20 protein-coding genes are annotated in these 24,418 nt (G+C 64.6%); 9 read left to right on the top strand and 11 right to left on the bottom strand.

The annotated features are described in order from the left end of the window. The first annotated feature begins 205 nt into the window (after positions 1-205). On the top strand, positions 206-1,801 hold the full coding sequence (locus ACTHNR_RS27205) for a PAS domain-containing hybrid sensor histidine kinase/response regulator (RefSeq protein ID WP_440552054.1): 1,596 nt from the start codon (positions 206-208) through the stop codon (positions 1,799-1,801). Between the two features lie 103 nt (positions 1,802-1,904). Here the strand turns inward: ACTHNR_RS27205 and ACTHNR_RS27200 are convergent, their stop codons facing one another. Further along, positions 1,905-2,531, bottom strand: a complete 627-nt coding sequence (locus ACTHNR_RS27200; RefSeq protein ID WP_440552052.1) for a glutathione S-transferase family protein — start codon at positions 2,529-2,531, stop codon at positions 1,905-1,907. Between the two features lie 102 nt (positions 2,532-2,633). On the opposite strand from ACTHNR_RS27200, the gene ACTHNR_RS27195 reads away from it, so the two are divergent. Both ACTHNR_RS27195 and ACTHNR_RS27190 read left to right on the top strand, forming a co-directional pair. Continuing rightward, complete coding sequence (locus ACTHNR_RS27195; protein ID WP_440552050.1) at positions 2,634-4,286, top strand: ATP-binding domain-containing protein; 1,653 nt, start codon at positions 2,634-2,636, stop codon at positions 4,284-4,286. Between the two features lie 562 nt (positions 4,287-4,848). After that, positions 4,849-5,130, top strand: coding sequence for a YodC family protein (locus ACTHNR_RS27190; RefSeq protein ID WP_440552048.1), 282 nt, complete (start codon positions 4,849-4,851; stop codon positions 5,128-5,130). A gap of 61 nt (positions 5,131-5,191) precedes the next feature. On the opposite strand, the gene ACTHNR_RS27185 is transcribed toward ACTHNR_RS27190, so the two are convergent. Next, positions 5,192-5,503 (bottom strand): superinfection immunity protein, encoded by a 312-nt coding sequence (locus ACTHNR_RS27185; protein WP_440552135.1) that lies wholly within the window; start codon positions 5,501-5,503, stop codon positions 5,192-5,194. A gap of 104 nt (positions 5,504-5,607) precedes the next feature. Here ACTHNR_RS27185 and ACTHNR_RS27180 point away from each other — a divergent pair, with 104 nt between their 5' ends. After that, positions 5,608-7,068: a M20 family metallopeptidase gene (locus ACTHNR_RS27180; RefSeq protein WP_440552046.1), complete on the top strand. Its 1,461-nt coding sequence runs from the start codon at positions 5,608-5,610 to the stop codon at positions 7,066-7,068. Positions 7,069-7,199: 131 nt separating this feature from the next. Next, the gene (locus ACTHNR_RS27175; protein WP_440552044.1) at positions 7,200-7,778 is read left to right on the top strand and encodes an NnrU family protein; all 579 of its coding nucleotides are present in this window, start codon (positions 7,200-7,202) and stop codon (positions 7,776-7,778) included. A 137-nt stretch (positions 7,779-7,915) separates the two neighbouring features. Here ACTHNR_RS27175 and ACTHNR_RS27170 read toward each other — a convergent pair whose 3' ends face one another. From ACTHNR_RS27170 to nirB, 5 genes are read right to left on the bottom strand one after another with little or no spacing between them, the layout of a single operon-like run. Then, complete coding sequence (locus ACTHNR_RS27170; protein ID WP_440552042.1) at positions 7,916-9,034, bottom strand: CmpA/NrtA family ABC transporter substrate-binding protein; 1,119 nt, start codon at positions 9,032-9,034, stop codon at positions 7,916-7,918. An 8-nt stretch (positions 9,035-9,042) separates the two neighbouring features. Then, positions 9,043-9,618 carry an ANTAR domain-containing response regulator gene (locus ACTHNR_RS27165; RefSeq protein ID WP_440552040.1) on the bottom strand — a complete coding sequence of 192 codons (576 nt, stop codon included), beginning with the start codon at positions 9,616-9,618 and terminating at the stop codon, positions 9,043-9,045. Positions 9,619-9,638: 20 nt separating this feature from the next. Continuing rightward, positions 9,639-12,398 carry a nitrate reductase gene (locus ACTHNR_RS27160; protein ID WP_440552038.1) on the bottom strand — a complete coding sequence of 920 codons (2,760 nt, stop codon included), beginning with the start codon at positions 12,396-12,398 and terminating at the stop codon, positions 9,639-9,641. Beyond that, complete coding sequence (gene nirD, locus ACTHNR_RS27155) at positions 12,395-12,715, bottom strand: nitrite reductase small subunit NirD (protein ID WP_440552133.1); 321 nt, start codon at positions 12,713-12,715, stop codon at positions 12,395-12,397. Before nirD ends, ACTHNR_RS27160 begins: the two co-directional genes overlap by 4 nt. Positions 12,716-12,731: 16 nt before the next feature. Then, entirely contained in the window at positions 12,732-15,164 is a 2,433-nt protein-coding gene (nirB, locus tag ACTHNR_RS27150) for a nitrite reductase large subunit NirB (protein WP_440552036.1), read from the bottom strand. Positions 15,165-15,700: 536 nt separating this feature from the next. Between nirB and ACTHNR_RS27145 the strand changes: the two genes are divergently transcribed. After that, positions 15,701-16,354, top strand: coding sequence for a peroxiredoxin (locus tag ACTHNR_RS27145; protein WP_440552034.1), 654 nt, complete (start codon positions 15,701-15,703; stop codon positions 16,352-16,354). 11 nt (positions 16,355-16,365) lie between these two features. On the opposite strand, the gene chrA is transcribed toward ACTHNR_RS27145, so the two are convergent. Continuing rightward, positions 16,366-17,556, bottom strand: a complete 1,191-nt coding sequence (gene chrA / locus ACTHNR_RS27140) for a chromate efflux transporter (protein ID WP_440552033.1) — start codon at positions 17,554-17,556, stop codon at positions 16,366-16,368. Positions 17,557-17,602: 46 nt separating this feature from the next. Further along, positions 17,603-17,926 carry a hypothetical protein gene (locus ACTHNR_RS27135; protein WP_440552031.1) on the bottom strand — a complete coding sequence of 108 codons (324 nt, stop codon included), beginning with the start codon at positions 17,924-17,926 and terminating at the stop codon, positions 17,603-17,605. Between the two features lie 241 nt (positions 17,927-18,167). On the opposite strand from ACTHNR_RS27135, the gene ACTHNR_RS27130 reads away from it, so the two are divergent. From ACTHNR_RS27130 to ACTHNR_RS27120, 3 genes are read left to right on the top strand one after another with little or no spacing between them, the layout of a single operon-like run. Beyond that, positions 18,168-19,352 carry an aromatic ring-hydroxylating dioxygenase subunit alpha gene (locus ACTHNR_RS27130; RefSeq protein WP_440552028.1) on the top strand — a complete coding sequence of 395 codons (1,185 nt, stop codon included), beginning with the start codon at positions 18,168-18,170 and terminating at the stop codon, positions 19,350-19,352. 21 nt (positions 19,353-19,373) lie between these two features. Further along, positions 19,374-21,137 (top strand): 2-succinyl-5-enolpyruvyl-6-hydroxy-3-cyclohexene-1-carboxylic-acid synthase, encoded by a 1,764-nt coding sequence (gene menD, locus ACTHNR_RS27125; RefSeq protein ID WP_440552026.1) that lies wholly within the window; start codon positions 19,374-19,376, stop codon positions 21,135-21,137. 52 nt (positions 21,138-21,189) lie between these two features. Continuing rightward, a complete protein-coding gene (locus ACTHNR_RS27120; RefSeq protein ID WP_440552024.1) occupies positions 21,190-22,602 on the top strand; it encodes a polysaccharide pyruvyl transferase family protein in 1,413 nt (470 codons plus the stop codon). 90 nt (positions 22,603-22,692) lie between these two features. On the opposite strand, the gene ACTHNR_RS27115 is transcribed toward ACTHNR_RS27120, so the two are convergent. Both ACTHNR_RS27115 and ACTHNR_RS27110 read right to left on the bottom strand, forming a co-directional pair. After that, positions 22,693-23,733: an LLM class flavin-dependent oxidoreductase gene (locus ACTHNR_RS27115; protein ID WP_440552022.1), complete on the bottom strand. Its 1,041-nt coding sequence runs from the start codon at positions 23,731-23,733 to the stop codon at positions 22,693-22,695. A gap of 13 nt (positions 23,734-23,746) precedes the next feature. Then, positions 23,747-24,403 carry a GNAT family N-acetyltransferase gene (locus ACTHNR_RS27110; RefSeq protein WP_440552020.1) on the bottom strand — a complete coding sequence of 219 codons (657 nt, stop codon included), beginning with the start codon at positions 24,401-24,403 and terminating at the stop codon, positions 23,747-23,749. Between the last annotated feature and the right edge of the window lie 15 nt (positions 24,404-24,418).

The following is a 24,418-nucleotide window of genomic DNA, read 5'->3' as shown; positions in this document are numbered from 1 at the left end:
TTTCGCAACGATAGCCGGGCGGGGTGCGTGCGCCGCGCGCGCGCAGGCGGTTTCGGCGAAGCCTTATCCGGCGCGGTGGGGACCGCTCTGTCGCTCCCCGGCTGCTTTGGGGTGGCGAGGGTAAGCCCGCAGGCATGCGTTGTGCTTACTTCAGTCCCCAGCGGCAACCCATGTGTCGCACTACTCTCAAATGAAATGCCGCGTCATGCGTCCGGACAGCTTCGCCAGCGATAACCCGTCATTCTCCGCGCCGCCCGAGCCGGTTGTCCCGCCCGAGGAACGCTTGCGCATCCTCCTCGAGTCCGTCCAGGACTACGCCATCTACATGCTCGACCCGGACGGCGTTATCGTCAGTTGGAACAACGGCGCCGAGAAGATCAAGGGCTATACCGAGCAAGAGATCATCGGCCGCCATGTGTCGATCTTTTACCCTCCCGACGATGTCGCGAGCGGCAAACCCGCCGCGGAATTGGCGGTGGCCGCACAAACGGGGCGGGTCGAGGAAGAAGGCTGGCGTGTGCGCAAGGACGGCACGATGTTCTGGGCCAATGTCGTGATCACGGCGGTCTACACGCCCGGCGGCCCGGGCCGGCATCTGCGCGGGTTCGCCAAGGTGACGCGCGACATGACCGAGCGCAAGCGCTTGCGCGAACTGGAAGCCGCCGGCCAGCACATGAACGAGTTTTTGGCCACGCTCGCCCATGAATTGCGCAACCCGTTGGCGCCCGTCAGCAATGCGCTGAGCGTCATGATGCTGGAGCCGCTCGTCAGTCCCGCGCTGCGGCAGTGCCGCGACATGATCGATCGGCAGATCTCGCACCTGACACGCCTCGTCGACGATTTGCTCGACGCGGGACGCGTGACGACAGGCAAGGTGGCGCTGCGGCTCGAGCCCGTCGATGTGTCCGAGGTCGTCGTGCGCGCGATCGAAATGATCAGGCCCCACGTGGCGTCGCGCCAGCAGACGGTCGAAGTGCATACGGGCGCGGTCCGCATGGTCGTCAACGGCGACGCGACTCGGCTCGTGCAGGTCATGCAGGGGCTGCTCAACAATGCCTCGAAGTTTTCCGAGCACGGCGGCCGCATCAGCGTCGACGTCGACCAGGTGGGCGGCGCGTTCGCGCGCTTGCGTGTGACCGATGAGGGGTGCGGCATCGAGGCCGACGTACTCGAATCGATCTTCGATCTGTTCGTGCAGGCCGACAATCGATTCGAGCGCAGGGAAAGCGGCCTGGGCATCGGTTTGACGCTGTGCCGCTGGCTCGTCGAAATGCACGGCGGATCGATCGAGGCGAAAAGCGAAGGGTTGGGGCGCGGGGCCACCTTCACGGTGCGCTTGCCGTTGTTCTCGGCTCAAGACGCCGCCAATGACGAAGGCATGAGCGGCGATTTGCCGGAGGGCGCCGCGCACGAAATGCTGACCGTGCTCGTGGTCGACGACAACCGCGATTCCGCCGACAGCATGGCGATGCTGCTGCGCATGAAAGGTCATCGCGTGCAGGTGGCGTACAGCGGCGCGCAAGCGTTGACCATGGTCGAGGGGGGCCAGCGCATCGACGTGGCGCTGATCGATATCGCGATGCCCGGCGCGGACGGCTTCACCGTCTTGCGCGAGCTCAAATTGACGCACGCGCTACAAGACGCGTGCTTCGCCGCAATGACGGGGTTCGGGCAGGAAAGCGACGTCGCCCGTTCGCTCGATCAAGGTTTCGACCTGCATTTGACCAAGCCCGTGCAATTGCCGATGCTCGACACGTTGCTGACGCGCGCCGGCGAGCGCCGCGCGCGACCGTCGCCGTGAGCGAGCGCCGCACCCGCGAAGGGCCTGCAGCGGCGGGCAGGCACTAGCAGGAACTAGCAGGAACTAGCAGGAACTAGCAGGAACTAGCAGGCACTAGCAGGCACTAGGTCAGCGGCAGATCGATGTGCTTCTTGAACGCCGCTCTTTGCGTCAGCCGTTGATACCAGCGTTCCAGGCTGGGCATAGGCGGACGATCGATCCCTTCCACGCCGAACCAGCGCTTCGCGAACGCCCCGAGCACGATATCGGCGATCGTAAAGCGGTCCCCCTCCAAATGAAAGCGGCCTTGCAAGTGTCCGTCGACGATCTTCCAGCGAGAAACGAGCGTCTTGACGTTGGCGGCGAGCGCATCCATGTCGCGCTGCTCGGGCGGCGTCCGCACGAGCGTGAGGAACACCGGCCGCTCGGCCGGCGCGAGCGTCGAGAGCGACCAGTCGAGCCAGCGGTCGATGCTGGCGCGCAGCTTCGGCTCGGCGGGATAGAGCGAACTCGACGCACCGTACTGCATTGCCAGGTAGCGCAGAATCGAGTTCGATTCCCACAGCGAAAACGCGCCGTCCACGAGCGTGGGCACTTGTCCGTTCGGGTTCAGCTCGCGGTAGTCGGGATCGTTGACGCGGCCGAATTGCAGGCCGGCATCGACGCGCTCGAACGGGAGGCCTAACTCGTCGCAGCACCACAGCACCTTCTGCACGTTGACCGAGTTGGCTCGTCCCCAAATCTTCAGCATTGACTATTCCTCCGGAAGAATGTGGCGGCTGCATACGGGAATGCGCCGCGCGGTTTGTACAATACGCCGAATTCGACACCTCAAAGCGAGGATCAACCTGCCATGGCACGCGTTATTCCCGACGATTGGAAGAATCTGGCCGCGACCGGCGCCGCCGAGCGCGAGCGCGAAACGCTCGCGTTGCTCGAGGCGGCGCTGCCCGAGGACTACACCGTGTATCACGGCGTGCATTGGACACGCCTGAATCGGGCTTTCTCCGTATTCGGCGAAGCGGATTTCGTGATCGTGAGCCCGGCGGGCCGCGTGATGCTCGTCGAACAGAAGGCCGGCTTCTTGCGCGAGACGCCGAAGGGCCTCGTCAAGGTGTACCTCCAGACCGAGCGCAACGTCTCGATCCAACTGGCTCGCACCATCGAAGGCATGCACCGGCGCTTCACGGCGGCGTTCGGCGCGGGCACCTATTGCATCGAGGCGCTGCTCTATTGCCCTGACTACATCGTCAAGAATGCGGCCATTGCGGGCGTGTCTGCCGAAAGCATCGTCGATGCGACGCGCAAGGACCGGCTCGCTTCGATCATTTTGGCGGCGTTGCCCGCCGATGAGCCCAAGCTGCCGTGTGCAGCCAAGATTCATCATTTCTTGGCCGACGAATTGTCGCTCACGCCGGACACCAGCGCGCTGGTGGGGCAGGCGGGCACGCTCGTCACGCGCTTGTCCGGCGGGCTGGCGACGTGGGCGCGGCGTCTCGCCTTCACGCCGTTTCGTCTGCGCGTGATAGGAACGGCGGGGTCCGGTAAGACACAACTGGCGGTGCAAGTCATGAGGGACGCCGCGGCCGCCGGCAAGCGCGCGCTGTACGTTTGCTTCAACCGGCCGCTCGCCGATCACATCGCGCGCGTCGCACCGGAAGGGGCGAAGGTCGCCAACTACCATCAGTTATGCGATTGGGTGGCGCGCGATGTGGGGGCGGTGCAGGATTTTCGCGGACCCGACGTATTCAAACGGCTCGAGTCCGTTTTCGTGCAGGCGCCGATCGACGAGCGCTGGATGTTCGACGTCTTGATCGTCGACGAAGGGCAGGATTTTCAGGAAGCCTGGGTCGAGGCGCTATCGCGTCTCGTGCGGCCGGACGGGGCGTGGTGGTGGCTCGAAGATCCCCTGCAAAATCTCTATATGCGCGAGCCCGTCGCCCTGCCGGGCTGGACGGTGCTGACCGAGACGACGAATTACCGCAGCCCGCGCGACATTCTCGATTTCGTCAGGGACAAGGTGGGCGCCGCGGTGCCCATGGCGGCCGGACTCGCGGCCGGCAGTCCATTCGACGGATCGGACATTTCGATGACTTCGTACGACGAAACGGACGACGAATCGGTCATCGATTCCACGAAGCGCGCTATCACGCAAGCGCTGTCGCTCGGTTTTCGCAAGCAGGACATCGCGGTGCTGTCGTTCCGAGGCCGCGAAGGCTCCGGGCTGACCGCGCTCGAGCATTTGGGGCCGCATCGTCTGCGCAGCTTTACGGGGAAGTACGACCTGTTCGGCAATCCCGAGTATCGCGAAGGCGATGTGCTGCTCGAGTCGATTTATCGCTTCAAGGGGCAGTCGGCGCCTTGCGTCGTCCTGACCGAGGTCGATTTCGACGCGTTCGACGAGCGGGCGGCGCGCAAGCTGTTCGTGGGTGCTACGCGGGCGACGATGAAGCTGATCGTCGTGGCGTCGCGCCGCGCGTGCGCCGTCCTGGAGCGCGGTGCGTGAAAACGGCGCGGCGGCGCACGCTGAAGGCGGTGCGCCGCGCTCGAATGGTGCGGTAATTCTTGAAGGCGTTCGATCCGAAAACGTTTTCACGGTTTCTGCTTAATTCGCTTACTAGGATTTAGTGGCCCTGTCGAATTGATGCAATGCGGGATTGATCTCGATCAAAATAATAATTAGCGATCTTCTTAGAATTTTTCCCCGCGCGCGTGGTCAGAACGGTTGCGACGTCGTATCGGCCAGAAGGCACACCTGCCAAGCCGGACAGCCTTCTGTGCCGGAGCGCCAAAAGTACGATTGTTGCATTTTGAAGATAATCTGGCCCTCTTCGATGTAAATCGTTTTTTGTGGTCTGGAACACGAATGTGCGGGTTAGTCGCACCCCGCGTTTTCCCTAAAATTGCTTGTAGAATAAAAATTCTATTGTTAATCTCTGCTTGACCTTGGTTGTTATCTCAAGGTCATCGTGCGAGCGGCTTTGTTATTTCTTTCCGTTCGCCGGCGCACGTTTTCGAATTGCCGTTGCCCTTCGGGCGGCCCTCTGCTTTGCGACGGAGTACTACTTATGTCGACAGCTACCTTTGATTCGGTTGAACAGTTTTGCGTGGGCGATGTCGTGACGCTGAAAGCGGGCGGGTCGCGCATGACGGTGACGGCGCTCGTCACCGAGGGCGTGCTGTGCCAGTGGTTCGACGAACAAGGGGAATTCCGCCAAGAAAATTTCGATCGCGAAGCGCTGGGGCGCGAGCCGCGTTCGATCCCCCCGGGCCTCGTGCACGTGCGTCGTTACGGCACGGCCATGGCCGGCGCGTCGTTTCCCCAATCGGCGGCGAAATCGACTGTCTGAATCCGCGGCGCGCCTGGCCGATCTGACGGCCGCCGCAGCCGCCGCGCGCGACGGCGCTAGCCTAACGCTGGGCGCCGTTGCGTTTCGCTTCGCGCCGCTCGATACGCGAGATCAGCGCGGTCGAAAAAGCCTTCATCCGTAATAAACGCCGCTTGGTCGTCACATCGCGGCCGAGATTCACCGGAGGATTCGGCTGCAGCGCCCAAAACAGCGCCAGCAGCCAGCCCAGCCCCGTCCAGCCGAGACACGCGTTGAACAACGCGATCGTCAGCAGGTCGTGGCGTTTGCGGCGGTCCGCGAGAATGGCCGGCAAGAAGTAAATCGCCAGCGCAAACACCACCTCGACGATTTCTAAGGCAATTCGGCCTAGCATGGTGCTCGCTTCGAGGAGGGTATGAACGATTGTCGCGCAATCGGCGATGTTGTGCATGGGGATCGGGACTATCATGTGCGCTTTGACCGCCACAGCCGACCGCCATGACCGCACCTGATGCGAAGCAGCAAGATCGCTCGATCGATCAACCGGCCTTGACCGAATTCGTCGAGCGCAAGTGGGACGGCGAAATCGTCCCCGCGCTGACCGATTACATTGCCATTCCCGCCAAAAGCCCCGCATTCGATCCCGATTGGGAAAAGCACGGCTATCTAGAGCGCGTCGTGGCAGACGCGGCGAAGTGGGCGCAGGCGCAGCAAGTCACGGGGCTTAAGCTCGAGATCGTTCGCCTGCCCGGGCGTACGCCGGTGATCTTTTTCGAGGCGCCCGCTACCCGAGCCGGCAGCACCGACACCGTGGTGCTTTACGGCCATTTGGACAAACAGCCGGAATTCGACGGGTGGCGCAAGGACCTCGGTCCGTGGACGCCGAAGTACGAGAACGGCAAGCTTTATGGCCGAGGCGGAGCGGACGACGGCTATGCGATCTACGCCAGCGTCTGCGCGTTGGCGGCGCTCGACGCACAGGGCGTGGCCCGGCCCCGCTGCGTGGGCCTCATCGAGACGTGCGAGGAATCGGGCAGCTACGATCTGCTGCCTTACGTCGATGCGCTGCGCGAGCGGCTCGGCAATGTCGCGCTCGTCGTTTGCCTCGATTCGGGGGCGGGCAACTACGATCAGCTATGGCTGACGACATCGCTGCGCGGCCTCGTCGGCGGCTCGCTCGAGGTGCAAGTGCTGGACGAGGGCGTTCATTCGGGCTCCTACGGCGGCATCGTGCCGTCGAGCTTTCGGATCATGCGGCAGTTGTTCGAGCGGCTGGAGGATGCGGCCACGGGCAACCTGCTCCCCGCTCAGTTTCACTGCGAGATTCCGGCGAACCGGCTGACCGAGACGCGGGCCACGGCGGGCATTCTCGGCGACGAAGTCTGGAAAAGCTCGCCCTGGGCGTGCGGACAAGACGGCAAGAGCGTGCTGCCCGTCACGGCCGATCCCTACGAAGCCTTGCTGAACATGACCTGGCGGCCCTCGCTCTCGGTCACGGGCGCCGAAGGATTGCCCTCACTTGCGAGCGCCGGCAATGTCTTGCGCCCGCGAACGGCGTTCAAGCTATCGCTGCGCTTGCCGGCGCTCGTCGACGCGGCGCGCGCGGTATCCGATCTCAAGGCGCTGCTCGAACTCGATCCGCCGTACAACGCGAAGGTGACGTTCAAGCCCGATGCCAGCGCCAACGGCTGGAACGCGCCGGATCTGGCACCGTGGCTGGGGCAAGCGCTGAACGAGGCATCGCGGGCGCACTTCGGCGCCGATTGCGCGTTCATCGGGCAGGGCGGCACGATCCCGTTGATGAACGTGTTGCAGGCGGGGTTCCCGAAATCGCAATTCGTCGTGTGCGGCGTGCTCGGGCCGAAATCGAATGCGCACGGGCCGAACGAGTTTCTGCATGTTCCGTTTGCGAAGAAGTTGACGGCTGCCATGGCTCAGGTCATTGCGGCGACACGTTGATGTCTTTGCTTCGGCGCTTGGCCGGATGAAACGGTGAATGGCGCCTTGGGCGTCGTAGATCGCTTTTCGCGTTGCGCGTTTGGCATTGCATGGAACGACGCTGTCCGCAGTCAATAAGAAGAGAGGGCGACATGGCGATATTGATTCTGGGTTTGATCGTTTTTATCGGGGTGCACTGTACGCGGCTCGTTGCGCCGGCATGGCGCGACGCTCAGGTTGCGCGTTTTGGCGAACTGGGATGGAAAGGCCTCTATTCCGTGGCTTCGCTCGTTGGACTCGTGTTGATCGTGTGGGGTTACGGTGTGGCGCGGCGCGTGCCGACCGTACTGTGGTCGCCGCCGGTCGGAGCGCGACATTTGACGGCGCTGCTCGTTCTCATCGCATTCGTGCTGATCGCCGCGGCTTATGTGCCGGGCAATCGCATTAAGCAATCGATCGGACATCCGATGATGGCCGGCGTGGCCGTCTGGGCGCTCGGGCATCTGCTTGCGAATGGGACGCTCAATGCGGTGGTGCTGTTCGCGGTGTTTCTGATCTGGGGCGCAGTCGGCGCGGTCGCTTTGCGAGGCCGCGACCGCACTGCCGGGGTGCGCTATCCGGTGGGGACGCTGACTGGCGATACGAAAACCGTGATCGTCGGGCTAATCGCATGGGGCGTTTTCGCGTTTGCGCTGCACCGCTGGCTCATTGGGGTGAGTCCGCTGGGGTGAAGGGCTGCGTTGGATGTGCGCTGCTGGACGTATCCGAATTTCTGCGGGTGAAGCGGGTTGAGACTCACAGCCCGATGTTGAAACGCTCGGGGTCGAAATCGGAATGCCTCTTTCAACCGCCCCGCCAGCGCGTTGACCTACCGCCAAACCGCCCCATCGCAAAACACATCGGCATGCCCATCTTCCGAGCCGGCCGCCGGCGCCGGAACCCCGGCCCGCGCCGCCGCTTCCCGATAGAGCGCCGTCTGATTGACCCGCGCGGCAATGGCCTCATCGCTTACCGCTGAGGCATCGGGCTCGCGCAACAACCCCCAACGGCGATATTGCGCGAGAAACCAGCGCCCCTCCGCCACGCGCGGGTAATTGACCGTGCCGCCGTCGAAGAACGATACGGGCAGCGGCGCACGCGCAAAGCGTTTCCCGCCTTCTCGCCCGCTAAGCCGCGGCGCGATGAGTTCGCGCGGCACGTCGAGCGCGTCGGGCTTGGCGAGCCACGCAGAAATTTCATCGCGGTGCTCGATCTCATCCACCCAACGACAAGCTTCCAGCATCGTTTGCACCAACGCGCGCGCCGTGGCCGGATAGCGTTCGACGAAATGACGCCGGCACGCCAGCACTTTTTCCGGATGGTTCGGCCAAATTTGGCTCGTGGCGACGACGGTCTCGCCGGCGCCTCGCGCCTCCGCGACGGCATGCCAAGGCTCGCCCGCGCAAAACCCGTCGAGAAGCCCGCGCTCCAATGAATCGACCATCCGCGGCGGCGGGATGACGACACTTTCCACGTCGTCGCGCGGGTGCACACCCTGCGCGGCCAGCCAGTAGTAAAGCCAAAGCGCATGGGTGCCGGTCGGGAATGTCTGCGCGAATACCGGCGGCCGACCGAGCGTAGCCAATGCCGATTTCAAATCGCCCTTTATATCGAGCGCGCGGGCAAGCTGCGTGGACAATGTAATCGCCTGCCCGTTGCGATTGAGCACCATCAAGATCGCCATTTCGTCACGCGGCCCGCCGATGCCGAGTTCGACGCCGTACACGAGGCCATACAGCGCGTGCGCGCAGTCGATTTCGCCCGAAAGCAATTTGTCCCGCACGGCCGCCCATGACGGTTGACGGCATAGCTCGAGCGTCAGCCCGTGCCGATGGCCGAATTCGAGTACCTTGGCCGCGACGAGCGGCGCGGCATCGGAAAGGGCGACGAAGCCGATCCGAAGATGCGTTTTCTCCGGAAGGTCGTCGGCAGGCGTGGCGATATCCATTGCTTGGGCTACCTGGAAGAATCGGCCGCGTCGAGCACGCGGCGCGCGATGTCGGCCAACCGCACGCCGGCATCCATCGCGCGCTTGCGCAGCGTGGCGTAGGCGTCGTGTTCGGAGAGTTTGCCGCGCTCCATCAGCAGGCGTTTCGCCTTGTCGATCGTTTTGCGCTCGTCGAGTTCGGTTTCGGCTTTCGCCAAGCGTTGCCGCAATTTCTCTTCATGCGCAAAGCGCGCGAGCGCGACTTCGAGGATCGGCGCGAGTTTGTCCGGAGCGAGGCCTTCAGCCATGTACGCGGTCACGCCGGCATCGACAGCCGAGCGGATCAGCTGCTGATTCGCGTCGTGGCTGAACATCACCACCGGGCGAGGGGCCGTTTCGTTCATCACGGCAAGGTGTTCCAGCGTATCGCGCGAGGGCGATTCCGTATCGATGATGACGACGTCCGGCCGTTCGCGCTCGACGACTTTCGTCAAGGCGTGCGGCGCCGCGGCCTCGGGCAGCATGTCATAGCCGAGGCGCGCGAGCGCCTCGCGCAGTTCGCCGATCGGTTTGTCGGTATCGGTGACGAGCAAAATTCGCAGCATCTACACGGTGGGCAATGCAATCACGCGAGCGTCGTCGCGCTCAGCAATCGCTTGATCTCAGGGACGCACGAGCCGCACACGGTGCCGCACCCGAGCGTCGATTTCAATTCGTCGAGTCCCGCGCCGCCGGCGATCGCCTGCTCGATTTGCGGTTGCGTGACTTGCTTGCAACTGCAGACCACGCGTGCGCGCGGCGTCGCGGCGCGCGTGGGCGTGTCCCCGCCGAGCAGGACGATTGCATGACGCGGGCCTTGCCAAGGCGCGGCCGAGCGAATCTGCTCGATCAGCACCGCGGCAGGGCTCGTTTCGCCGGTCAAAAGGAAGCCGTCGACGAGCTCTCCATCCCAGGCGACGCGCTGCGCGCGGCCGCGACGCGCGTCGCGGTATTCGAGCAGATCGTCGCCACGCGCCAATCCTAGCGCATCGTGGAGCCGTTCGGTCCATGACGTGTCCGCATCGACGTCGGCGGCGGTCACGACGAGCAGGTCGTCCCCTTCGACGCGAATCGATGCATAGCGGCGCTCGGCGAGCAGCGGCTGCACGGCCTCGCGCAAGGCAAGCACGTCGCCGCGCTTGGCCGCCGCAAGCCGCCAGGGCAGCTTGGCCGGTTCGATGCGTACGGCGGCATGCTTCAGTTCGGGCTGCGCGGAATCGGGATCGACGGCGCCGATCGTCGTTTCGTTGATGCCTCCGCTCGCGAGGAATTGGCCGCTCCAATGCATCGCGGCGAAGACTGTACCCGACGCTAAATCGTCAGTCATCTCCAGCGGCAAGACGAGGCGGCCTCGACGGCTCGAGATCGTCACCAAGTCGCCTTCCTTCAGCCCCCGGCGCAAGGCATCTTCACGCCGCATCGAAAGCGTCGCTTCGGGCGCGTGGTTGAACAACGCGCCTGCGCGCCCCGTGCGGGTCATGCCGTGCCATTGGTCGCGCAATCGGCCCGTCAAAAGTCGGAACGGGTAGCGCGCGTCGGCCGGCTCGGCCACGGGCAAGTAGGCTGTCGCGTGAAAGCGGGCGCGGCCGTCGGGCGTGGCGAAGACGCCGTCGGTGTAGCGGCGCGCGTCGCCTGCCGCGGCGCCGGCCGGAAACGGCCATTGTTGCGGGCCGTCGGTTTCCAACCGCGCGTAGGTGAGCCCCTCGATGTCGAGGTCGCGGCCCACCGTCAGCGCCCGATGTTCATCGAAAACATCCTGCGGAGAATCGAAGGAAAACAGCGTCGCGGGGGCGCCGGGTGTGCGGGAAGAGGGTGCGAGCCGGGCTTCCAGCCGCTTCGCGATTTCGTTCGCGATCCACCAGTCCGGGCGCGCTTCGCCGGGCGGCTCCACCGCCGCGCGTACGCGCGAGATCCGCCGCTCGGAATTCGTGACCGTGCCCGACTTCTCGCCCCAGCTCGCTGCCGGCAGCACGACGTCGGCATACGGCACGGTGTCGGTCTGCATGAACGCTTCCTGCACGACGACGAATTCAGCTTTGCGCAACGCCTTGCGTACGCGTTCGATGTCGGGCATCGAATGAACGGGGTTCGTGCAGGCGATCCAGATCGCCTTGATCTTGCCTTGCGCCACCGCATCGAACATGTCGACCGCGGGCAGGCCCGGCCGCGCGGACAATCCGCTCACGCCCCATAGTCCTTCGATTTGCGCGCGATCTTCGGCATTGCCGATATCGCGGTGCGCGGCGAGCATCGTCGCCATGCCGCCCACTTCGCGTCCGCCCATCGCGTTCGGCTGGCCCGTGAGCGAGAACGGCCCCGCGCCGGGTTTGCCGATCTGGCCCGTGGCCAAATGCAGATTGATGAGCGCGAGATTCTTGTCGGTGCCGTGGCTAGATTGGTTCAGCCCCATGCAGTAGAGCGATAGCGCAGCGGGGCTCGTCGCGAACCACTCGGCGGCTTGAAGCAGATCGGCCTCGGTGATGCCGCAAATCTCGGCGGCCATGCGCGGGGTATAGCCGCGCACGAGCGCTTTCAGTTCGCCGAACCCGTTCGTGTGCCGCGCGATGAAGGCCGGGTCGAGCGCGCCTTCCCAGATCATGTGATGCAGCATGCCGTTGAACAGCGCGACATCGGTGCCCGGTGCGATCGCGAGATGCAGATCCGCCAGCGCGGCGACATCGGTGCGGCGCGGGTCGACGACGATCCATTTGATCGACGGGTCGTTCGCTTTCGCTTCTTCCAGGCGCCGGAACAGCACGGGGTGCGCGTACGGCATGTTGCTGCCCGCGAACAGCACCGTGCGAGCGAGTTCGAGGTCTTCATAGCACGTCGGCGGGCCGTCGGCGCCGAGCGCTTTCTTGTACGCGGTCACCGCGCTCGACATGCACAGGCGCGAGTTCGTGTCGATGTTGTTCGTGCGAATGAGCCCCTTCGACAATTTGTTGAAGACGTAATAGTCCTCGGTCAGGAGCTGTCCGGAGATATAGAACGCCACGGCGTCGGGTCCGTCGCGCTCGATCACGTCGGCAAAGCGCGCCGCGACGTGATCGAGTGCGTGGGACCAATCGGTCGGTTCGCGCCCCGCGTCGCGCGTGAGGCGCATCTCGGGCCGCAGCGCACGGCCGGCGTCGCTCGCCGCCGTCAGCGGGAGCGTGCGCCCTTTCGTGCAGAGCCGGCCGAAGTTGGCCGGATGCTCGGGATCGCCGGCGATGCCGGTGACACGGCCGTCCTGCGTTTCGATGAGCACGCCGCAGCCGACGCCGCAGTAGCAGCAGGTCGACCGCGTGACGGATTTGGCGGAACCTTCGTTCGGGGCGGCGCTCATCGCGACGGCATCCTGCGTCATGCGAACTGCACGAACACGGCTTCGCCCTCGACCTTCACGGCGAAGCGCATCGTGCAGCCTTCGTCGGGCGCGCACGCTTCGCCCGTTTCGAACGCGATGTTCCAGCCGTGCAGCGGGCAGGTGACCGTCTTGCCGTGCACGATGCCTTGCGACAGCGCACCGCCTTTGTGCGGGCAGTGATCGTGCAGCGCGAACACTTCGTCGCTGGCGGTCCGGAACAAGGCGACGTCGCCGTCGGCGCGTTTGACGACGCGGCTGCCCAGGCGCGGAATATCGGAGACGCTGCAAACGTGCGTCCACGCGGTGTGAGTCGTCATATCCATGTGAATGACCTCAAGCGATGACTTTGATCGGGATGTATTCGCGCTGATGCTGCCCTTTGACGCGCGCCTGCCACGGATCGGGCAGACCTTCCAGCGCGTAGAGCAAGCGTTCGTACAGCGCGCGGCGCTGGCCCGCATCCTCGACGATCTTGCGTTTGACGTAGTCGAGCCCGACGCGCGCGATGTAGTGCACGGTGCGGTCGAGGTAGTGCGCCTCCTCTCGATAGAGCTGCAGGAATGCGCCCGTGTATTCCTTCACTTCCTCGGCCGTCTTGACCTTGGCGAGGAACTGCGCGACTTCCGTCTTGATGCCGCCGTTGCCGCCGACGTAGAGCTCCCAGCCGCTGTCCACGGCAATGACGCCGACGTCCTTGATGCCGGCTTCGGCGCAATTGCGCGGACAGCCCGAAACGGCCAGTTTCACCTTGTGCGGCGACCACATGTTCGCGAGCATCGTTTCCAGGTCGATGCCCATTTGCGTGCTGTTCTGCGTGCCGAAGCGGCAGAACTCGCTGCCCACGCACGTCTTCACGGTACGGATCGATTTGCCGTAGGCGTGGCCCGACTTCATCCCGAGGTCTTGCCAGACGTTGACGAGGTCTTCCTTCTTCACGCCGAGCAAGTCGATGCGTTGGCCGCCCGTCACCTTGACCATCGGAATGTTGTACTTGTCGGCGACGTCGGCAATGCGGCGCAGTTCGTCGGGCGTGGTCACGCCGCCCTTCATCTGCGGCACGACCGAGAAGGTGTTGTCCTTTTGAATATTGGCGTGCACGCGTTCGTTGACGAAGCGGCTTTGCGGATCGTCCACGGCGTCGCGCGGCCAAGTCGAGACCAGGTAGTAGTTGATCGCGGGACGGCAGCTCGCGCAGCCGTTGGGCGTGCGCCATTCGAGGAAGTCGTACACCGCCCGATGCGTGAGCAGCTTGTGTTCGCGCACCGCTTTACGCACTTCGTCGTGCGTGCGATCCGTGCATCCGCACATCGCCTTGGTCTTCGGCGTTTCTTGGAAGCTCGTGCCGACCGTGCTCATCAAGATCTGTTCGACGAGGCCCGAACACGAACCGCACGAGCTGGCCGCCTTCGTGTGCTTCTTGACTTCGTCGAGCGTGAAAAGACCCTTCTCGGTGATGGCCTTGACGATCGTGCCTTTGCACACGCCGTTGCAGCCGCACACTTCGTCGGAATCGGCCAGCGAGGCGGCGCGGTTATGACCTTGCACGCCCGCGTCGCCGATGCTCGATTCGCCGAACATGAGCCGGTCGCGCAGTTCGCCGAGCTTACGGCCTTCGCGCAGCAGCTTGAAATACCACGCGCCGTCGGCCGTATCGCCGTAGAGGCAGGCACCTACCAGGCGGTCATCTTCGATGACGAGTTTCTTATATACGCCGCTGGCCGGATCGGACAGCACGATTTGCTCGGTATTGTCGCCGCCGATGAAATCGCCGGCGGAGAACAGGTCGATCCCGGTTACCTTGAGCTTGGTCGAAAGCACCGAGCCCTTATAGGTGCCGATGCCCATCAGCGCGAGGTGGTTCGCGCACACTTTGGCTTGTTCGAACAGCGGGGCGACGAGACCGTAGGCCACGCCGCGATGGCTCACGCACTCGCCCACGGCGTAGATGCGCGGATCGTAAGTCTGCAGCGTATCGTTGACGACGATGCCGCGGTCGCAATGCAGCCCGGCCGATTCGGCGAGCGTGGTGTTCGGGCGAATGCCGGCGGCCATGACGACGAGGTCGGCTTGGATTTCGTCGCCGTCCTTGAAGCGCACGCCGGCGACTTCGCCCGCTTCGTTGCCGATGATCTCCGAGGTCATTTTCGACAGGAGAAAGTCGAGGCCGCGCGCTTCGAGCGAGCGTTGCAGCAGCCGCCCCGCGCTTGCGTCGAGCTGGCGCTCGAGCAGCGTCGAGGACAAGTGCACCACCGTCACGTCCATGCCGCGCAGCTTCAGGCCGTTGGCCGCTTCGAGGCCGAGCAGGCCGCCGCCGATCACGACGGCGCGGCGCTTGACCGACGCGGCGTCGATCATCGCTTGCGTATCTCCTATGTCGCGATAGGTGATGACGCCTTTGAGGTTCGCGCCCGGAACCGGCAGGATGAACGGCTGCGACCCGGTCGCGATGAGGAGGCGGTCATACGGCGCCTCGGTCCCGTCTTCGGCCATGACCATGCGGCGCTTGCGATCGATGCGCGAAATGGTTTTGCCCAAATGCAGCTGGATGCCGTTCTGCTCGTACCATTCGAGCGGATTGAGCACGATGTCCTTGAACGTCTGTTCGCCGGCGAGCACGGGCGAGAGCAAGATCCGGTTGTAGTTCGGATGCGGCTCGGCGCCGAAAACGGTGATGTCGTAGTGATTCGGCGCGAGCGCGAGCAGCTCTTCGATCGTACGAATGCCGGCCATGCCGTTGCCGATGACGACGAGTCGGGGCGCGTTCATCGTTGCTTACTCCTTGAACCGTTGAGGTCGCAGCGTCATTGCTCGACTGGGAGATGAAACCAAGCTAAGGGCATGCATCAACGAAAACGGCGTCCGCTCGTGCCGATACACGAGGGGACGCCGTTGTCCTTGAAGCTTGCGCGAGCGTGCGGGCAGAACGACCTGCCTTGCGCCACTTCGCAATCGCGTTGCATTGCATGCATCCCGACACCGTTGCCGGGTACGGACGCACTCTATGCAAAGGCTATGCCAAGTGCTTAAAACCCAGAAGAAATAAGGGTCTGCGGGGATCGACGCACCACAAGGAAACTGGGCGGCATACGCGTGCCGCACCGCAGCAGTGCAGCGCGGCGCGCGAGCCGCACCCGTTCGGCGCGACAGTGTCGTCTTCGGTGCGTCTTCGTCGGATGCGGCGGCGCATCGGGGTCTATAATTCGGAACCTCATCTTCATCTCATGCCACGCCGAACGCTAATAAGCTATGCATGCCGCGTGGATTCCGTGCTTGCCAACGTCATCTAAAGAAGGAGGTTCGCTATGACCATCCGCATCGGCGACGTCGCCCCCGACTTCACCGCAGAAACCACCGAAGGCACGATCAAGTTTCATGAGTGGATCGGCGACAACTGGGCCATCCTGTTCTCGCATCCGAAGGATTTCACGCCCGTGTGCACGACCGAGCTCGGCTACATGGCGCGCCTGAAGCCGGAGTTCGACAAGCGCAAGACGAAGATCATCGGTCTGAGCGTCGATCCGGTGAGCGATCATAAGAACTGGGTGGGCGATATCGCGGAAACGCAAGGGCACGCGGTCAACTACCCGATGATCGGGGACGACGATTTGAACGTCGCCAAGCTCTACGACATGATCCACCCCAATGCCAGCGGCGGCGCGCGCACGGCGAACGACAACGCGACCGTCCGCTCGGTGTTCATCATCGGCCCGGATAAAAAGGTGAAGGCGATGCTCGTCTATCCGATGAGCGCCGGCCGCAACTTCGACGAAGTGCTGCGCTTGCTCGACGCGCTGCAGTTGAACGCGCAGCACACGGTGGCGACGCCCGTGAATTGGCGTCCGGGCGACGACGTCATTATCCCGACGTCGGTGTCGGACGAAGAAGCCAAGAAGAAGTACCCGCAAGGCTTCAAGACGCTCAAGCCGTATCTGCGCACGGTGGCGCAGCCGAAGTAACGTAGGGCGTCTTATCCGGCGAAAGCCGCCGCGATACCCGCCGCCGCGCACAACGCAACGACCGTGAGCGGCGGCGCTTTCCATTTGACGAGCAGCAGACACGCGGCAGCGGCGATCGCGAAATCGCGCGGGCCATGCACGGCGCTCGTCCAAACCGGCGTATAGAGCGCAAACGCCAGCAGACCGACGACGGCCGCGTTGATGCCGGCGAATACGGCGGCCGTCGACACGCGCGAGCGTAGGGCCTGCCAGTGCGGCAGCGCGGCCACGACGAGCAGAAGCCCCGGCAGGAAAATGGCGATCGTCGCCAGCGCGGCGCCCGCGACCCGGCTGCCGGCGCTCGGCATCATCCAGCCCAGGTAGGCGGCGAAGCTGAAAAGCGGACCCGGCACGGCCTGCGCCGCACCGTATCCGGCCAGCAATTCGTTGGCCCCGACCGCGTTTTGAATGGCGCTTTGCTGCTGCAACAAGGGCAGCACCACGTGCCCGCCGCCGAATACCAGCGCGCCCGAGCGGAAGAATGCGTCGAACGCGCGCAGCGCCGGCAAGAGCCGGGCGATTGCGGGCAGCCCGGCCAGCAACAGGCAAAACATGACGAGTGCAACAGCCCCAGCCGCGGGCGGGATGCGCCGCTCGACGATGAGGCGGCCGGCCGGCGAGGCGGCGTGCGTTTCTATCCCTCGCTCGCGGCCGTAGAACGCAAGCCCGGCCGCTGCGCCGAATGCAATCACGATCAGTTGCGCATAAACCGTGTGCATGATCGCCAGCAACGCAATGGAAACGACGGCGATGGCCGTGCGCCGCCGATCGGGACACAGCCTGCGCCCCATGTCCCATACCGCCTGTGCGACGACGGCCACGGCCGTCAGCTTGAGCCCATGCACGAGCCCAAGACCTGCGACGCCGCCCAAATCCGGGGCCAACTGGGCGAACGCGAGCAATAGCAGTACCGACGGCAGCGTGAAGCCGCACCAGGCGGCGAGGGCGCCGAGCCAGCCCGCGCGCATGAGGCCGATCGAAAAACCGACCTGGCTGCTGGCAGGCCCCGGCAGAAATTGGCAGAGGGCGACGAGATCGCCGTAGGCCGATTCATCGAGCCAGCGCCGGCGTTCGACGAATTCGCGACGAAAATAGCCGAGATGGGCGATGGGTCCGCCGAACGAAGTCAGCCCCAATTTGAGGAAGATGGCGAGTACTTCCAACGCGCCGCCGTTGGGAGCGGCCGCGGTGGCGTCATAGGCAAGCGGCTTAATGATCGAGCCTTTTCATCGTTTCGGATTCCATGGCGGCTTGCCATTCTTCTGACGCTTCGATCGAATTGATTTCGTCGTCGATCGAAAATTGCGCGCGCTCGGCCGCCGTGCGCGCATTGCCGAATTCGTCGTCGAAGTCGTCGCCGGTTTCTTCGTCGCCGGGCGGCTCCAGCATGTCGCGCAGCATGGCTTCGAGCTCGGGCGTGTCCCACGGTTTGCCGTGCTGCTTGCGAGTCTTGATGTAGTGCCTGATTTCCGCGTCTTGCTCCGGCGTGAGCGGAAGCCCGCGGAAGGTCCGCTCCGGATCGATGTCGGTCATGATGGCGCTCCGCGGCGAGAGATGTCCGAGTGTAGCGCCGTTGGCCCCCGATGCGCCATACCGAACGGTCCGGTAGCGTGCTTTTCGCATTTCCCTTTCGCACTTCGTTTCCTAGGCGAAGGTTTCGCGCGCCGCGCGTCTCGCCGGCAAGGCCGTCGCTAGACTCCCTTCGAACACATCGATGCGCCCGCTTAATCGGCAGGGCAGTCAATCAATCGATGACGCCGACGGGGATTGAACGATGGCTTTCCTGAGAAACGCGTGGTACGTGGCGGCTTGGAGTCGCGAGGTGACCGAGCAAGCGCCCATGGAGCGCACGTTGCTCGGTCAAACGACCGTTTTGTTTCGCGATTCGCAAGGCACGCCCGTCGCGCTTGCGAACCGGTGTCCGCATCGTTTCGCGCCGCTCGCTGGCGGGACGATTCGCGGCGATGCAATCGAATGCCCCTACCATGGCCTGCGTTTCGATCGTACAGGTCAATGCGTTCACAATCCGCACGGCGACGGCCGCATTCCATCGGCCGCCCGCGTGGCGAGCTACCCGGTGGCCGAGCGCTATGGCGCCGTTTGGATCTGGATGGGCGACCCCGAACGTGCCGGCGCGGCCGCCTTGCCGGCGTTCGACTATCTCGACGAAGCCGCCTTCGAGACGAGCCGCGGCTATTTGCGGACCCACGCGCACTACCAGCTGAGCGCCGACAATCTGCTCGACTTGAGCCACTTTCAGTTTCTGCATCCCGACACGCTCGGAAGCAACGAGATGGTGTCCCAGGGCGCGGTGTCGTTCGACGCACAAGGCGACACCGTATGGTCGCGGCGCGTCTGCCGCGGCGAGCACTTGCAGGATTTCGTCGCGAGCGCGTTCGGCGTGCCCCCCGGTTTGGCGGTCGACCGTTATCTGAATGTCAGGTGGGATGCGCCTGGCCTCATGTCGATCGAAGTCGGCGTCACTCCATCGGGCTTGCCGCTGGAATTCGGCCGCGTATCTTTTTCGGGGCACTTCCTCACGCCGGAAACGGAAGCGTCCACGCACTACTTTTTCGGCTTCGGGCTGCCCAAGCTGATGGGCGACGCGGCGAAGTCGCTCGTCGAATACGCCGTGGACGGTCTCATGACGCCGTTCAAGCAAGAGGACCTGCCGATGCTCGAGGCGCAGCAGCGGGCAATCGGGGAGGGCGATTTTTGGGCGGCTCAGCCCGTCATGCTTTCGATCGATGGCGCCGCGGTGCGGGCGCGCCGCATCATGGAGCTCAAACTGGCCGACGAGCGGCGCGAGCGCGAATTCTGCGACGCGTTGCGCGCCGCGGCCCCGGGGGCGTGCTCGGGCCCGGCGGAGCACGAACTAAGCGATTCACGAAAATCGAAAGATCGAACGTGCGCCGGCGCCGTTGCACTGCCTTCCGATTGCGCCACGCTCGACCACTGATACTTAGGACGCCTCATCGATATGACTGCCGCCGTGGTTGAAGTGCCCAGCGAATCGACCAGCGGGGCGTCGACGCTTGCCCATGCCAATCTAAACGAACTGTGGCTCGAGTGCGTCTTGCGCGTGCTCGATGCGGCCGGCGTTCGCCGCGCCGTGCTGTGCCCCGGGGCGCGTTCTGCCGCCATGGCCTTGGCTGTGCGCGAGCGCACGACGTTTGCCGATGTCGTCGTCAGCGCCGACGAGCGCACCGGCGCGTTCACGGCGCTCGGCATGATCAAGGCGAGCGGCGAGGGCGCGATGGTCGTGACGACGTCGGGCTCCGCCGTGGCGAACCTCGTGCCGGCGTTGACCGAGGCCGATGAGTGCGCTCTGCCGCTCGTCCTCGTCACGTGCGACCGCCCACGTACCCTGCGCGGTAGCGGGTTCGGCCAAATGATCGACCATATCGGCGCGTGCCGCGCCTTCGTGCGGGCGAGCGTCGATTTGCCGGATCCGGTCGACGATGCGCGGGCATTTGCCGGCCTGCGCCAACGCGTGGCCGAGGTGCTCGCGGCATGTGGCGGCGCACGGCCGGGCCCGGTGCACATCAATATTCCTTTCGCCGGCCGCTACGACTCGACAGAACCATGCGCGATTTCCCCCACCGCGCTGCGAGAAGCCAGCCGGCCGGCTTTTTTCCACCCGAAGGCGGCGCACCCGGCAAACGATATCGCCGCGCTTGCCGGCGCGCTGGGATTGCGAGCCGGAATGCGGGGCATCGTCGTGGCGGGGCCCGAGTGCGGCGTCGCGCCCGACACGCTCGCGCGGTTCGCCTCGCGCACGGGCTTTCCGGTCTTCGCCGATGCGGCGAGCGGGTTGCGCGGCGCGGGCGGCGCCTCGGTGGTAAGCGGGTTCGATGCGCTGAGCGCACCCGCGATGCGTCCGCAAGCGCCGCCGGAACTGGTGGTCCGCTTCGGCTTCGCGCCCGTGATGCCGTCCGTGCAGAACTATCTGATCGAACAGCCGTGCCCGACGATCCGCGTGAGCCGCACCGCCATCGAGCGCGACTATCTTCACCCGTCGTTCGCGCCGCTCGTTGCCCCGAGCGCATCCGAACTCGATGCGCTTGCCGATGCGCTGGCCCCGGGCGACGCGAATTGGCTGACCGGCTGGCGCCGCGCGGCGCAACGCGTCGCCAAGCAGCGGCGCGACCTGGCCGATGCGCTGGGGTGGGGAGAGTTGGCGGCCGCGCGCGAGATCTTCACGCATGAGGGTTTCGACTTCGTCCATTTCGGCAATTCGATGCCGATTCGCCACGCCGATTTGTTCTACGAAACGCGAGCAGGTCGTCAGCCGACGTTTTCCAATCGCGGCGTGTGGGGCATCGACGGCACGCTCGGCACGTTTCTGGGCGAAGCCGTGGCGCTCGATGCATCGGGCTTGCTCGTACTCGGCGATCTAGCGTTCCTGCACGATCTGCCCGCCCTGGCGAACCTTCAGCGGCATCGGCGTGCGGCTTGCATCTGCGTCATCAACAATGCCGGCGGTGCGATCTTCGATTTCCTGCCGCTTGCGAGCCGACCCGAGTACAAGGAGTCTATTAGGAATCCTTATGAATGCGATATCTCGCTCGTCGCCGCAGCGTTCGGCCTGCGTTTTACGCGAGCGCAAGGCCGCGAGCCGCTGCGCGCGGCGCTCGACGGCGCGGCACGGCACGACGGCGTGACGATCGTCGAGGCGCTCGTGCCGCCGAATTCGGCCCTCGACGGCCTGCGTTGTCTCGAGGCCGTGCTGTCGCTCATGTAGACAGGCGGCTTGCGTGGCGGAGTAGCCGGCGTGACGTAAACAGGAGAAAAAAATGACCGTCATCAATGAAGCCGATGCGCCGCGCAAGCTCGACCAAGGGCTAGTCGGCGCGAACAGCGGGGCCGCGCCTAAGATCGGCCGACAGCGTCGCTTCCTGTCCGCGACCGATCCCGATAGCGTGCTGCTCGACGATTTCCAGGCCTTGATCGAAGAAGCAAGACAGCGTGGCCGCGCATCGCCGTTCGCCCGGTCGCGCGCGCACGATGCACCGCTGCGTGTGCTGCTGCTCGGCTACACGGGCGCTGGCAACACGGGCGCCGATTTACGCACGATCGAAACGATTCGACAGCTGCACGCACTCTTTCCCGATCGCCGTCTCGATCTGACGGTATTCGCCTTGGGTGCGCTGCTCGATCATCCGGATCTGCGATCGGCCCACCTGTTCGTGCCGCGCAGCGACTACTTGCCCGACGCGCTCGCGCAGGCGGTCGACGAATACGATGTCGTGCTCAATGTCGAAGGCTCGACCTACACGTCGAAATTTTCGGATGCGCTGGCCGCGTTGCTCGTGGGCGGCGTGGGCTTGGCCGCCGCCAATGGCCGTATTGCGTGCGCCTACGGCATCGACGCCGGGACCATGACCGAGCGGTTGACCCGCTTCGCGACGCAGACGGCCGAGGGCGTCGATATCGTGTGCCGCAGCGCCGGAGCCGGCGACAAGTTGCGATCGCTCGGCCTATCGGTCGAACAAGGCGCCGACGCGGCTTGGAATTTTCGCGCGGCGCCGGGGGCGCGTTTGGCGCTGCCCCCCCGCTACGCGGTGCTTTGCCCGAACAACCCGTTTTGGTGGCCCGTACAGACGAACGTGAACCGCGCGATCGAGCTGGATATCGCGGGCGCACAGTCGGCGCTGCGTTATGGGCCCCTGAGCTTCCATACGTGGGACGACTTGCGCGCCGCGCGCTTCACCGCCTACAAGCGCGGCTTTGCGACGATTGCGGAAGGGTTGAAGCGTCGTGGCTATGCGCCGGTGTTCGTGGCCATGGAGCGGCTCGACAAGTCCGCATGCGATGAGATCGCCGCCTTGCTGCCGTTCGACGCGCCGGTGCTGATGCGCGGCCAGCATACGCTCGATGCGCTCGTCGGCACGCTCGAGGACGCGCAGTGGATTGTGACCACGCGTTATCACGCTTCGGTCATGGCGATTGCGAATCGCGTGCCGGTCGTTGGGGTGTCGATGGATAGCCGTATCGATCAGCTCTTCGCCGAAAACGGCTTGAGCGATTGGGCGATTTCGTGCGAAGCGCGCGGCTTCGAGCAGAGCGTTCTTGAACGCATCGACGCGGGCATCGGGCCGAAGCTCGATGCCTTGCGCGAACGCTATGCGGCGATCGCCGGTGGGGAGTCGCGCGCGTTCGCGCGGATGGGCGAGCGTCTAAAACGGCGGATCGAAGCTCGCTGCTAGGCGGCGCCGAGCACGCCTAGCACGCCTAGCCGAATTCGAATTCGAATGCGGCTAGGCGTTCGGCGACCGGCATGCGATGTTTCGATCGATTTACGCGTGCTCCGTACGGCGCACGCGCGAAAACGCCGGCATCACGTCGCGCGCGAAGCGAGCCATCGACGCCAGGACGCGCTCGTGCGATAGGTCGCCGAACCAAAAGCTTGCGCTGAAGTAGTTGCACCCGAGACCGTCCCGAATCTTGCGCAACTGACGCACGCACTCCTGCGCCGTGCCGATCACCACGTAGTCGCGGCGCATCTGTTCGTCGCTCGGTTCCCCGGGAAACGCGTCGGCGCGCACGACGCCGTCGTGCACTTGCGCCGCGTCATAGCGCAGGCGCACCGTGGCGCGGCCATTCCAACGCGCCGCGCGCACGGCATCGGCGGCGTCCGCTTCGTTTTGGGCCACATAGACGGGCCGCTGCGTGCCGATGAGCAGGCCCGGACGATCGGTGAACAAGTCCGGATAGGCGGCGCGAACGTCGATGAGTCGCGAGATGGGCTCCAGTACCCCGGTGAACAGATTCATCCCCGCGCGCGTGGCGACGGCGACCGACTCGCGGCGGCTCGAATTGACGACGAGCCAGCATGGCGCGCGCCGCTGCAATGGCTGCGGATAGAGGCGCGTCGGCGCGATGCGAAAGCGTTCCCCTTCGTAGGAGAACGTCGGTTGATGCAAGGCGCGCTGCACGATTTCGATCGATTCCAAATACCGCTGCTCGTCCTCGCCCTTGGTCATGCCGAAACGGTCGTACTGATATTGCTGATAGCCTTTGCCGAGACCGACCTCGACGCGTCCGCCGCTCAGAACGTCGAGCGTCGCGAGCTCTTCGGCCACGACCAAGGGATGGTGCAACGGCAAAGGCACGATGGCGGGCCCGAGGCGAATGCGACGCGTTCGAGCGGCGATATGCGACAACAAGACGATCGGCCGGGATGTGTACGCATAGTTCGTGAAGTGATGCTCGGCCAGCCAAAGCCGCGTGAGGCCGATCGATTCGGCCATTTGCGCCACCTCGAGGGCGCGTGCGTAGATGCGGTCGGAGGGAGCGGCCTCGGGCGATTGCATCGTCATGAAAGTGCCGAATTCCATCGCTTTGCGCTCCTTAGTTTTCGTCGGCGATGTCGGCCGTCTCGCGCGTCGCGAGCGCGTGCCGGTCTCGTGAGGATTCAGAGGAGTGGGACGTTGCTTGCGGTTTGCATTCGTCGGCGCGCGCGGGCTTCGTCATCGCGAACATCAGCGCGTCGTCGATCCGCATGCCCGCGTTGGGCCGTGCGTCCCAGTTGACGAGGCGACCCTCGAGCTTGAACCCGAGCTTTTCCATGACGGGCGTGGACTTGGCCTGCGGCGAACAGCACGCGTAGAGGCGATACACGCCGGGCTGGGCGAGCACCCAATCGATCAACTTTCGCAACGCCACGAGGCCGGCGCGGCGGCGCCGATGGGTCGTGCGCATGCTGATCGCGACGCCGAGCTCGACCCGAGGCAGGCAAGGACGAATCTCGATCATGGCCGAGATATGCCCGGTTTCCTTATCCTCCAACGCCCAGGCGAAGCACGTGTTGCGCTCCCAGCCAAGCTGCATCTTGCCGATCATGGCGCGGGCGTCGTCGACGGAATTGAGCGTCGGCGTGGGCAGCCATTCCGTCACGGCCGGATCGCCGAACAAGGCGTAAAAGAACTGCGGCGCATCGCCTTCGGCGAAGGGCCGCAGCAAGAGGTCATCGGTTTCGATGAAGCGAGGCGGTACGAACGATTCCATGGCGTCGACCTCACA

Origin of the sequence: Trinickia sp., assembly GCF_051954495.1 — a bacterium.
In the GTDB taxonomy this organism is placed as follows: domain Bacteria; phylum Pseudomonadota; class Gammaproteobacteria; order Burkholderiales; family Burkholderiaceae; genus Trinickia.
This window is presented reverse-complemented; position numbering and strand designations above follow the sequence as displayed.

Coding starts and splice junctions, on each gene's coding strand:
- ACTHNR_RS27205 (WP_440552054.1), top strand. CDS start 206: ATGCGTCCGGACAGCTTCGCCAGCGATAACCCGTCATTCTCCGCGCCG.
- ACTHNR_RS27200 (WP_440552052.1), bottom strand. CDS start 2,531: ATGCTGAAGATTTGGGGACGAGCCAACTCGGTCAACGTGCAGAAGGTG.
- ACTHNR_RS27195 (WP_440552050.1), top strand. CDS start 2,634: ATGGCACGCGTTATTCCCGACGATTGGAAGAATCTGGCCGCGACCGGC.
- ACTHNR_RS27190 (WP_440552048.1), top strand. CDS start 4,849: ATGTCGACAGCTACCTTTGATTCGGTTGAACAGTTTTGCGTGGGCGAT.
- ACTHNR_RS27185 (WP_440552135.1), bottom strand. CDS start 5,503: ATGCTAGGCCGAATTGCCTTAGAAATCGTCGAGGTGGTGTTTGCGCTG.
- ACTHNR_RS27180 (WP_440552046.1), top strand. CDS start 5,608: ATGACCGCACCTGATGCGAAGCAGCAAGATCGCTCGATCGATCAACCG.
- ACTHNR_RS27175 (WP_440552044.1), top strand. CDS start 7,200: ATGGCGATATTGATTCTGGGTTTGATCGTTTTTATCGGGGTGCACTGT.
- ACTHNR_RS27170 (WP_440552042.1), bottom strand. CDS start 9,034: ATGGATATCGCCACGCCTGCCGACGACCTTCCGGAGAAAACGCATCTT.
- ACTHNR_RS27165 (WP_440552040.1), bottom strand. CDS start 9,618: ATGCTGCGAATTTTGCTCGTCACCGATACCGACAAACCGATCGGCGAA.
- ACTHNR_RS27160 (WP_440552038.1), bottom strand. CDS start 12,398: ATGACGCAGGATGCCGTCGCGATGAGCGCCGCCCCGAACGAAGGTTCC.
- nirD (WP_440552133.1), bottom strand. CDS start 12,715: ATGACGACTCACACCGCGTGGACGCACGTTTGCAGCGTCTCCGATATT.
- nirB (WP_440552036.1), bottom strand. CDS start 15,164: ATGAACGCGCCCCGACTCGTCGTCATCGGCAACGGCATGGCCGGCATT.
- ACTHNR_RS27145 (WP_440552034.1), top strand. CDS start 15,701: ATGACCATCCGCATCGGCGACGTCGCCCCCGACTTCACCGCAGAAACC.
- ACTHNR_RS27135 (WP_440552031.1), bottom strand. CDS start 17,926: ATGACCGACATCGATCCGGAGCGGACCTTCCGCGGGCTTCCGCTCACG.
- ACTHNR_RS27130 (WP_440552028.1), top strand. CDS start 18,168: ATGGCTTTCCTGAGAAACGCGTGGTACGTGGCGGCTTGGAGTCGCGAG.
- menD (WP_440552026.1), top strand. CDS start 19,374: ATGACTGCCGCCGTGGTTGAAGTGCCCAGCGAATCGACCAGCGGGGCG.
- ACTHNR_RS27120 (WP_440552024.1), top strand. CDS start 21,190: ATGACCGTCATCAATGAAGCCGATGCGCCGCGCAAGCTCGACCAAGGG.
- ACTHNR_RS27115 (WP_440552022.1), bottom strand. CDS start 23,733: ATGGAATTCGGCACTTTCATGACGATGCAATCGCCCGAGGCCGCTCCC.
- ACTHNR_RS27110 (WP_440552020.1), bottom strand. CDS start 24,403: ATGGAATCGTTCGTACCGCCTCGCTTCATCGAAACCGATGACCTCTTG.